General features: G+C 58.4%; 9 protein-coding genes and 1 rRNA gene. All 10 read right to left on the bottom strand.

The features are described 5' to 3' along the window. Positions 1-6 precede the first annotated feature (6 nt). The gene (gene bcsQ / locus ENGE1_RS20815) at positions 7-810 is read right to left on the bottom strand and encodes a cellulose biosynthesis protein BcsQ (RefSeq protein ID WP_043081101.1); all 804 of its coding nucleotides are present in this window, start codon (positions 808-810) and stop codon (positions 7-9) included. After that, positions 801-1,322 (bottom strand): cellulose biosynthesis protein BcsO, encoded by a 522-nt coding sequence (bcsO, locus tag ENGE1_RS20810; RefSeq protein WP_048255053.1) that lies wholly within the window; start codon positions 1,320-1,322, stop codon positions 801-803. The genes bcsQ and bcsO overlap by 10 nt, the downstream gene beginning before the upstream one ends. A 450-nt stretch (positions 1,323-1,772) precedes the next feature. Continuing rightward, positions 1,773-2,789 carry a dipeptide ABC transporter ATP-binding subunit DppF gene (gene dppF / locus ENGE1_RS20805; RefSeq protein ID WP_043081102.1) on the bottom strand — a complete coding sequence of 339 codons (1,017 nt, stop codon included), beginning with the start codon at positions 2,787-2,789 and terminating at the stop codon, positions 1,773-1,775. Continuing rightward, on the bottom strand, positions 2,786-3,769 hold the full coding sequence (gene dppD / locus ENGE1_RS20800) for a dipeptide ABC transporter ATP-binding protein (RefSeq protein ID WP_048255055.1): 984 nt from the start codon (positions 3,767-3,769) through the stop codon (positions 2,786-2,788). The genes dppF and dppD overlap by 4 nt, the downstream gene beginning before the upstream one ends. 10 nt (positions 3,770-3,779) lie before the next feature. Further along, positions 3,780-4,679, bottom strand: a complete 900-nt coding sequence (gene dppC / locus ENGE1_RS20795) for a dipeptide ABC transporter permease DppC (protein ID WP_043081104.1) — start codon at positions 4,677-4,679, stop codon at positions 3,780-3,782. 9 nt (positions 4,680-4,688) lie between these two features. Beyond that, on the bottom strand, positions 4,689-5,708 hold the full coding sequence (dppB, locus tag ENGE1_RS20790; protein WP_043081105.1) for a dipeptide ABC transporter permease DppB: 1,020 nt from the start codon (positions 5,706-5,708) through the stop codon (positions 4,689-4,691). Positions 5,709-5,817: 109 nt separating this feature from the next. Beyond that, positions 5,818-7,425, bottom strand: coding sequence for a dipeptide ABC transporter periplasmic-binding protein DppA (gene dppA / locus ENGE1_RS20785; RefSeq protein WP_048255057.1), 1,608 nt, complete (start codon positions 7,423-7,425; stop codon positions 5,818-5,820). A gap of 619 nt (positions 7,426-8,044) precedes the next feature. After that, positions 8,045-9,007, bottom strand: a complete 963-nt coding sequence (birA, locus tag ENGE1_RS20780) for a bifunctional biotin--[acetyl-CoA-carboxylase] ligase/biotin operon repressor BirA (RefSeq protein ID WP_043081107.1) — start codon at positions 9,005-9,007, stop codon at positions 8,045-8,047. Beyond that, positions 9,004-10,032, bottom strand: coding sequence for a UDP-N-acetylmuramate dehydrogenase (gene murB / locus ENGE1_RS20775; RefSeq protein WP_048255060.1), 1,029 nt, complete (start codon positions 10,030-10,032; stop codon positions 9,004-9,006). Before murB ends, birA begins: the two co-directional genes overlap by 4 nt. A gap of 137 nt (positions 10,033-10,169) precedes the next feature. After that, positions 10,170-10,285, bottom strand: a 5S ribosomal RNA gene (gene rrf, locus ENGE1_RS20770). Positions 10,286-10,322 lie beyond the last annotated feature (37 nt).

The following is a 10,322-nucleotide window of genomic DNA, read 5'->3' as shown; positions in this document are numbered from 1 at the left end:
AATAAATTAAAGCCCGGACATGCGCGGCATCGCGTGAACTGTGCCGTCCCCCACCTGAATGCCCAGTTTCGCGGCTATCTTTTTGGCAATTATTTCAATATCGAATGCCGCCGCAGAATTTGGATTAAAGTCAAAAATGGACTTTTGCGAGGCATTTGCTTCAATCACACTCTCATCGCGATGCACAATCCCCAGCAGGCGATCGCCCAGCCGCTGCTCCATAAACGCGGTGGTGTCGCGGCTGACCTGGCGCCGGTTATCGCTCTGGTTGATGACGTAATACTGTCCGCTGCGGCTGTTGAGCGGCTCGCCGGTCAGGCGGTTATTCTCAACGTGCGGCAGCACCGCCATGGAGGCGGCATCGGCCAGCAGGGTAATGACGTGCAAATCGGCCAGCGGCGAGAGGGCCTTCAGGGCAGCCGACGGTCCCGGCGGCAGATCGGCAATGATAACCAGCCCCGGGTAGTTAAGCAGGGCGCTCAGCCCCCGGCGGAGAAAGTGCGGATCGTGGGCCAGCTTGTCTTCAAATTCCAGGCGCTGCGCCTCGGTGACTTCACCGTAGGGCAGCACAAAAATATTGCCGCTGGCGCTCAGCACGCTCTGGCTCCAGTCGGATGACTCGGCGGAGGTGGCCACGTAGCCGCGCTCGTCGGCCAGCGGGACGCCAAACTGCAGCCTGAGCGCATTCTGCACGTCAAAGTCGAGTGCCAGCACTTTGCTGCCCGTGCGCGCCAGGGCATAAGTTAAGTTGGCCGCAAGAGTCGTTTTTCCAACGCCTCCTTTTGGCGAGCAGACGCAAATTAGCGGCATGAAGCGATCCTTTCCAGCAGTGATTTCAGAGGCAGATCTTTTGCCTGATTCTCCGTTTTATCCGCAGCGGGCGCGTTTTTGGCGGCAAAAAGTCGGGCATAGTTCACGGCACCGGTCGCCGCCGGGCGAGGGGCGCGAACGGGCTGAACGTCCGGCGGTGGCGGCGCGACAACGGGCGACGCTACGGGCTCAGAAGCTGGCGCTACGGCGGGGGGAACCGGCGTTGCTGCGACAAGAGGCGCGGCCCGCTGCTGCGGGGCCGGCTGCGGCTCTACCGCAGGGATAGAGTGAAAATCAAAGGCGGTGCTGGAAACCGGCTGGGGAATGATGTGGGAGATCGAGCCCCCGGTGCCAAGCGTTTTTTTTTCATCGCCCGCGCCGGGAGAGAGCTGATTAATTATCGCCCAGTCGCCGCGCTCGGCGACGGATGATTGCCCGGAGAGGTCCTTAAACGCCAGCTTTTGCGTGCGGGTTTTGTCCTTAAACCGCTGCAAATCATCATAATGGTTCATGTTAACCCCATGATTCAAAAAGATTAAATGCACTAGTAGATTATTGTTATAAAACATCTCTCACGTACAGCATAGTGTATTTTCAGGCGTTGGGTATAAACGCCTTGTGAGAATATTAATTGCTTACGTGATTATTAAAGCCAGTATGAAATCATGTTACGCACAACCACAGGATGCGTTGAGTGTGTCCCGCTATCTCGTTGACTTAAAGAAATTTTTCATACCCGACATTGAAACAGAATTTCATCCTATAAAAAAAGAATATCATCACATTTTATAGGTGTTAAAACGATGGCTCATAATATAAATAAATGTGGGGGTAAGTCAGTAATATATTCTCTATTATATTTATCGTATAAGAATGGCAAACGCGAACACGGTCAGGCCCAATAAAATGTTTACCGGCGTATCTGAAAAAACCGGAGCATTGCGCTCCGGTTTCGATGCCGATCAGGCAGACGGCGGTTCGCCGCTCTCATCCTTATCCACAGCAAAGCAGGCCACCAGCTGCCCGCCGTACTCTTTCAGCTGCGGCTGCAGCTGGGTGCAGGGGCCGAAGCGGCGGCGGCAGCGGGCGCTGAAGGCGCAGCCCGGCGGCGGATTGAGCGGGCTCGGCAACTCTCCGGTGAGCTTAATGCGTTCGCGCCTGTCGTCCGGATTGAGGCGCGGCGTGGCCGACAGCAGCGCCTGGGTATACGGATGGCGCGGGTTGTTGAAGATCTGATCCTTAGTGCCTTTCTCCACGCAGCGGCCGAGATACATCACCATCACCTCGTCGGCAATGTGCTCCACCACCGACAGGTCGTGCGATATAAACACGTAGGAAAGCCCCATCTCCTGCTGCAGATCCATCATCAGGTTCAGCACCTGCGCCCGTACCGAAACATCCAGCGCCGATACCGGCTCGTCGGCAATCACCACGTCGGGATCGAGCATCAGCCCGCGGGCGATGGCAATACGCTGCCGCTGGCCGCCGGAAAACATGTGCGGATAGCGGTCGTAGTGCTCGGTCTTGAGCCCCACTTTCGCCATCATCTCCAGCGCCTTTTCCCGGCGCTGCGCCTTGCTCAGCGCGGTGTTGATCAGCAGCGGCTCTTCGAGGATCTGCCCCACCTTTTTGCGGGGGTTCAGCGATCCGTAGGGATTCTGAAACACGATCTGGATCTTCTGGCGGCGCAGCTTCTGCGCCGCCGGATCCGGCTTGAGCAGATCCTGGCCCTGATAATAAAGCTCGCCGCCGGTGGGCGTTTCGATCATCGTCAGCAGGCGGCCCAGCGTGGACTTGCCGCAGCCGGACTCGCCGACCACCGCCAGGGTTTTCCCGCGCTCCAGCGTGAAGGAGACGCCGTCCAGCGCTTTAACCAGCCTTTCGGGCGCAAACAGCCCCTTCTTCACCGGATAGTGTTTTTTCAGATCGATGGCCTTCAGCAGCAGCGGCTGCTGCAGGGTGGCCTCTTGCGTGCTCATCGTGTGGGCCTCCCGGCATCATCAAGGGGAAAGTGGCATTTGGACTGGCGGCCGCCGGCGAGCAGGGCCAGCCCGGGCTCCTCGCTACGGCACTTATCCGTCGCGTAGGGGCAGCGCGGGTTGAGCAGGCAGCCGCCGGGCCGGTCGTATTTGCCCGGCACCACGCCCGGCAGCGAGGCCAGGCGGGCCTTATCCTGCGCAAACTCCGGCAGCGCCCGCAGCAGCGCCTGGGTGTAGGGATGGCGCGGAGCGCGGAAAATCTCCGCCGCCGCGCCGGTTTCGACCACCTGACCGGCATACATAACGATAATTTTGTGCGCCGCTTCGGCCACCAGCGCCAGGTCGTGGGTGATCAGCACCAGGGCCATGTTCTCCTGCTGCTGCAGTTCGAGCAGCAGTTCGATGATCTGCGCCTGAATGGTGACGTCCAGCGCGGTCGTCGGTTCGTCGGCAATCAGCAGCTTGGGACGGCAGGCGATGGCCATCGCAATCATTACGCGCTGGCTCATGCCGCCGGAGAGCTGGTGCGGATAGACATCGAGCCGCGAGCCCGGATCGGGAATGCCGACCTGGTTGAGCAGGTCAATGGCCCGCTGGCGGCGGGTTTTGCGGTTGCCGCCCTGGTGTACCTTGATGGCTTCCATAATCTGGTAGCCGACGGTATAGCAGGGATTGAGGCTGGTCATCGGGTCCTGGAAGATCATCGCCACTTCCGCGCCCACCAGCTGGCGGCGCTCTTTTTCGGAGATGCGCTGCAGGTCGCGGTCGTTAAACGACAGCTTTTCCGCCGACACCCGGCCTGGGTAGTCAATCAGGCCCATGATCGCCAGCGAGCTGACGGATTTTCCGGAGCCGGATTCGCCGACGATGCCGACCACTTCCCCCTGATTCACGCTGTAGCTGATGCGGTCCACGGCGCGGAACGGCGTACCTTCATCACCGAAGTGCACCGATAATTTATCTACATTTAATAACGCCATCGGCTGCCTCTTACTGCTTCAGTTTCGGATCGAGCGCGTCGCGTAGACCGTCACCCATCAGGTTAAATGCCAGCACCGTCAGAAGGATGGCGAGACCGGGGAAGGTCACCACCCACCAGGCGCTTTGCGCGAACTGCAGCACGTCGGAGAGCATGGTGCCCCACTCCGGCGTCGGCGGCTGCGCACCCATGCCCAGAAAACCAAGCGCCGCCATATCAAGAATGGCGTTAGAGAAGCCGAGCGACGCCTGGACGATCAGCGGCGCCAGGCAGTTGGGGAAGATGTTGACGAACATCTGGCGCATCGCGCCGGCGCCCGCCACCCGCGAGGCGGTAACGTAGTCGCGGTTAACCTCCACCAGCACCGCCGCGCGGGTTAAGCGCACGTAGTGCGGCAGCGCCACGAAGGTGAGCGCCAGCGCGGCGTTGCCGATCGACGGACCAAAAATCGCCACCAGCACGAGGGCCAGCAGCAGGCTCGGCAGGGCCAGCATGATATCGACGATGCGCATAATGATGTTATCGACAATACCGCCGAAATAGCCGGCCACCAGGCCGAGCACAATGCCCAGCACCAGCGACAGGACCACCACCAGGCAGCCCACCAGCAGCGACAGGCGCGCGCCGTACATCAGGCGCGACAGCACGTCGCGGCCAACGTCGTCGGTGCCGAGCAGGTGGCTCAGCGTGCCGCCCTCCTGCCAGGCCGGCGGTGCCAGCAGCGCGTCGCGGAACTGCTCCGCCGGATTATGCGGAGCAATAACGTTGGCGAAAATGGCGATAAGCATCACCACTACGACGTAAACCAGGCCAATTACCGCGCCTTTATTACGTTTGAAATAGTGCCAGAACTCCTGAAGCGGGGTCATCGGCACCGGTGCAGCAATTTTATGTTCAGTGACTTGTGACATGACGGCCCCTTACTTCTTATGTCGGATGCGCGGGTTCACCACGCCGTACAGCAGATCGACCAGCAGGTTGACGAGGATAATCAGCGTCGCAATCAGCAGCACGCCCCCCTGCACCACCGGATAGTCGCGACGCTGCAGAGCGTCAATCAGCCAGCGCCCGAGGCCCGGCCAGGAGAAGATGGTCTCGGTGAGGATCGCTCCCGCCAGCAGCGTGCCGACCTGCAGGCCGATCACCGTCACCACCGGCAGCATGGCGTTGCGCAGGGCGTGAACGATAATGACGCGCATGCGGGTCAGGCCCTTGGCGCGGGCGGTGCGGATATAGTCCTCGCCGAGAACTTCCAGCATCGACGAGCGGGTCATACGCACAATCACCGCCAGCGGAATGGTGCCGAGTACGATAGCCGGCAGCACCATGTGCGCCAGCGCGTCGAGGAACTCACCCTGTTCGCCCCAGATGGCGGTATCAATCAGCATAAAGCCGGTCAGCGGCAGGGTATCGTCGAGGAATACCGAATCGCTGATGCGCCCGGAGACCGGGGCCAGGTTCAGCTGCACCGACACCAGCATGATGAGCATCATGCCCCACCAGAAAATGGGCATCGAGTAGCCGGTCAGGGCCAGGCCTACGGCGGTGTGATCGAAGATAGAACCGCGCTTTACGGCGGCCAGCACGCCAACCGGAATACCGACGGCAACGGCAAACAGCATCGCGCAGATGCCGAGCTCCAGCGTCGCTTTAAAGCGCGGCACGAACTCGTCCCACACCGGCAGGCGGCTCTTTAGCGAGATGCCTAAGTCGCCGTGCAGCACGCCCCAGATATAGTGTAAATACTGCTGCCACATCGGCTTATCGAGGCCCAGTTCGGCCAGCAGCTGTGCATGACGCTCAGGGGAGATCCCGCGTTCGCCGGCCATGATCATCACCGGATCGCCGGGGATCATGTGGACAAATGCGAAGGTGAGCAGGGTGATACCGATAAACGTCGGGATAACCAGTCCCAGACGTCGGAGGATGAACTGCAGCATATCCCGGATTCTCTGTAGTGACGACGGGCCTGGAGCCGCCGTCTGTATTGCTCAAATGCTACTCCCTCTCTTTCTGTCGAAAGAGAGGGATGGCGTAGTGCTTTTTTAATTATTCGATAGAGACATTTTCGAAGTGGTGCTTGCCTAACGGATCGACCACATAGCCTTTGACCTCTTTACGCACCGGCTCATAGACGGTGGAGTGGGCGATGATCAGCGCCGGAGCCTGGTCATGCATCACTACCTGAGCCTGTTTGTAGAGTTCAATGCGCTTGTTGTGATCGTCAGTGGCGCGCGCCGGCTGGATCAGGTCTTCAAACGGCTTATAGCACCAGCGGGAGTAGTTGGAGCCATCTTTCGCCGCATCGCAGCTGAACAGGGTAGCGAAGAAGTTATCCGGATCCCCGTTGTCGCCGGTCCAGCCCATCATCACGGTCTGGTGCTCGCCCGCTTTCGCGCGCTTGAGGTACTCGCCCCACTCGTAGGTGACGATGTTGGCTTTGACGCCCACTTTCGCCCAGTCGGCCTGGATCATTTCGGCCATGCGGCGGGCGTTCGGGTTGTACGGACGCTGTACCGGCATCGCCCACAGGTCGATGCTGAAGCCTTTATCCATGCCCGCTTCTTTCAGCAGCTGTTTAGCTTTCTCCGGATCGTAGGTGTAATCCTTAACGTCATCGTTGTAGCCCCACATGGTCGGCGGGATCAGGTTTTTCGCGGCAACGCCCGCGCCCTGGTATACCGCCTTGATGATGGCTTCTTTGTTCACCGCGTAGGTCAGCGCCTGGCGAACTTTAACGTTATCCAGCGGCTTCTTCTCGGTGTTGAAGGAGAGGTAGCCAACGTTGAGGCCCGCCTGCTCCATCAGGTTGATGTTTTTGTCCTGCTTCATGCGCGCAATATCGGCCGGGTTCGGGTACGGCATCACCTGGCACTCATTTTTCTGCAGCTTGGCGTAGCGCACGGAGGCATCCGGCGTGATGGAGAATACCAGGCGATCGATCTTCGGCTTGGTGCCCCAGTAGCCCGGGAAGGCTTTATACAGGATGCGGGAGTCTTTCTGGTACTGCAGCAGCTGGAACGGACCGGTACCGATCGGATTGAGGTCGACTTTTTCCGGCGTGCCGGCTTTCAGCATGTTATCGGCGTACTCTTTGGACAGAATGGAGGCGAAGTCCATTGCCAGATCGGCGAGGAACGGCGACTCCGGACGGGTCAGCACGAACTGGACGGTATTATCGTCCACCTTTTTCACTTCGCTGATCAGGTCCGGCAGACCCATGCCTTCAAAGTATTCATAGCTGCCGCCGGAAACCTTGTGGTACGGGTTTTTGTCATTCTTTTGACGGTCGAAAGAGAAGACCACATCGTCGGCGTTAAAATCACGGGTGGGTTTGAACTCTTTATTGTCCTGCCACTTCACGCCTTTACGCAGGTGGAAGGTGTAGGTTTTGCCATCGTCGCTGACGTCCCACTTCTCGGCCAGGCCGGGGACGATTTCAGTGGTGCCGGTTTTGAACTCGACCAGGCGGTTATAGATAGGCACGGAGCTGGCGTCGTAGGTGGTACCAGAGGTGAAGAGCTGTGGGTTAAAGCCTTCCGGCGAGCCTTCAGAACAGTAAACCAGGGTTTTTGCCTGCACGCTAGCTGCCACGGTCATCGCCACCAGGCTAAGACCAAGCTTCAGCATCCCTGACTTTTTCAAGGAAATACTCATTATTCTGCTCCAAATGTGATGTCGTTGTTGTGTTTGCCGCCGGACCTTTATTTGTGTTTTACCCGGTCTGGTCGGCTGCGCCCGAAGGCAGTGAGAAGCGTGGAGATTCCTTTCAGAAGAACAGCGGAGTTGCAGCGCAGATCCTCCCTGAAATGCCCCTCGTGCCCTACAATCTGTCAATAGAATGTCAAAACGTCAATACAGGTAACGGGGATTTACATCGGTGATGAGAATCGACAGACAAAGATTAAAAAAACTCCATCGTCCTGTTCTCAGCAGAGAAATTTATGCTATCGGCTTAACATCAGCACAAATGACCTTATACCTTGCAATAACCAGTGATTAACAACAGCGAAAGAAGATAAAAAATTCTTGCGGGATGGCGATTATATGACCGATAAATATCGTGAATAGTGAGGCTGACAGGGGAAAATGCCAGGCTTATCCATAAGCAACGCAAAATAAGTACCACTGTAATATAAAAAAATACAATGGAATGTGTCACAAAACAGCGAGCTCGTACTGTTAAGCCAAGATGAGGGGGATTTTGTTTAGTTAATTAAAAATTATCTTCCGCGCTCTGAGACCGGGTGCCGGGCAGCACCCAATCTGGAGATCTTTATTCGGCGCTGCGCAGGGAGATCTCGCCGCCCATCCAGGGCTTAATCTCGCCGTCCTGCTCAAGCAGCAGCGCGCCCTGCGGACCTATACCGCGCGAAATACCGAAGATCTCTTTGTCCCCGATAATCAGCTTCACCGGCCGATGAATAAAGTTGTCGAGCTTTTCCCAGCGCGTGAGCCAGGGGGACAATCCCTCCTGCTCAAACTGCGCCAGGGCGACGCGCAGCGCTTTGATCAGGCGAACCGCCAGCGTGTTGCGGTCAATCGCGATGCCCGCTTCCTGCAGGTTGATCCAGCCCTGATTGACGATATCTTCTTCGATGCGCCGCATGGCAAGGTTAATCCCGGCGCCGATCACGATCTGCGCCGCATCACCGGTTTTACCCGTCAGTTCTACCAGGATGCCGGCAAGTTTGCGATCGTTAAGATAGAGGTCGTTAGGCCACTTTACCCGCACGTTATCGGCGCCCAGGCTTTGTAATACTTCCGCCATCACGATGCCGATCGCCAGGCTCAGGCCAATGGCCGCCGCCGGTCCCTGCTCCAGGCGCCAGTACATGGAGAGATAGAGGTTGGCACCGAACGGCGAGAACCACTTACGCCCGCGGCGCCCGCGCCCGGCCTGCTGATATTCGGCAATGCAGGCGTCTCCGGAGCGCAGCGTCGCAATCCTGTCGAGCAGATACTGGTTGGTGGAGTCGATCACCGGCAGTACGGTAACGGAATCATCGCCGATCTGGCTGCGGATAAAGTCGGCCTCCAGCAGCTGGATGGGCTCCGGGAGGCTGTAACCTTTGCCGGGGACGGTAAATACGTCAATGCCCCAGTCGCGCAGGGTCTGGATATGCTTATTGATGGCCGCCCGGCTCATGCCCAGGGTCTCACCCAGCTGTTCGCCGGAGTGAAATTCGCCGTTTGAGAGGATCGCGATGAGCGTCAGCGGAACGGTATTGTCCTTCATGAAATCACCTCTACGGCGTTAACTTCGCCGATCTTACCCATAAAGCGTACCTCCGGCTCAAGCCAGACGGCAAACTTTGCGCCGACCTGCTGGCGCACGTAGCGGGCCAGGCTGACGACATCGGCGCTGGTGGCGTTATTTTCGTTGACCAGCACCAGCGCCTGCTGGCGGTGAACCGCGGCCCCGCCGATGGTTTTCCCTTTCAGCTGGCACTGGTCAATGAGCCAGCCGGCGGCGAGCTTAACGTCACCGTTCGCCTGCGGATAGTGGGGCGCGTTGGGGAAAGCGGCCAGCAGCCTTTGCGCGACATCGGCGCCGACAACGGGATTTTTAAAGAAGCTGCCCGCGTTGCCGCTGACTTTTGGATCCGGCAGTTTGCTGGTGCGCATCTGACACACGGCATCAAAGACCTGGCGCGGCGTCACGGTCGCGGGATCGAGCCGGATCAGGTCGCCGTAGCTCAGCACCGGCCGCCACTGCTTAGCCAGCCGCAGACCGACGGCGACAATGGCGTAAGTGTCCTGGTATTCGTGTTTGAAGATGCTGTCCCGGTAGCCAAAGCGGCACTCTGCGGCAGAGAGCCTTTTGCTTACGCCCGTAGCCGACTCGATGCAGTCGACATATTCGCAAACCTGCTTAAGCTCAATGCCGTAGGCGCCGATGTTCTGGATGGGTGAAGATCCTGCGCAGCCGGGGATCAGGGCGAGGTTTTCCAGCCCCGCCATGCCGTTATCAAGGGTGAACTTCACCAGGCCGTGCCAGTTTTCGCCCGCGCCGACGTGCAGGTGCCAGGCGTCCGGCTGCTCTGTCACCTCGATGCCCCTGATGCGGTTAATCAGCACCGCGCCGGCATAATCTTCCAGAAACAGGACGTTACTCCCTTCTCCCAGGATCAGCGGCGGCAGACCGTCAGCCGCGGCCTGCTGCCAGGCATCTGTTAACTGCGTGGCCGTGTCAACGGTGACGATCCGCGCGGCGCGGCGATCGATACCAAAGGTATTCCAGGGTTTTAAGGAGAGATTCATAGTGGCTTCCGGATGCAAAAACCCGGCTAGTTTACCGTATTCATGCGGGGAAGGCTTGTGGATATGTTTGTGGAAACGGTATGTATAAACGCGAAAAAGCCCCATGCTTTCGCATGAGGCTTTCACGTTTATTTGATGCCTGGCAGTTCCCTACTCTCACATGGGGAGACCCCACACTACCATCGGCGCTACGGCGTTTCACTTCTGAGTTCGGCATGGGGTCAGGTGGGACCACCGCGCTGTTGCCGCCAGGCAAATTCTGTTACCAACGTCGAAATCTTCCACGTCAG

Origin of the sequence: Pluralibacter gergoviae ATCC 33028 = NBRC 105706 (assembly GCF_001598855.1) — a bacterium.
Taxonomy (GTDB): Bacteria; Pseudomonadota; Gammaproteobacteria; order Enterobacterales; family Enterobacteriaceae; genus Pluralibacter; species Pluralibacter gergoviae.
Note: the sequence above shows the minus strand (reverse complement) of the source record. Positions and strands in the feature narration are given on the sequence as shown.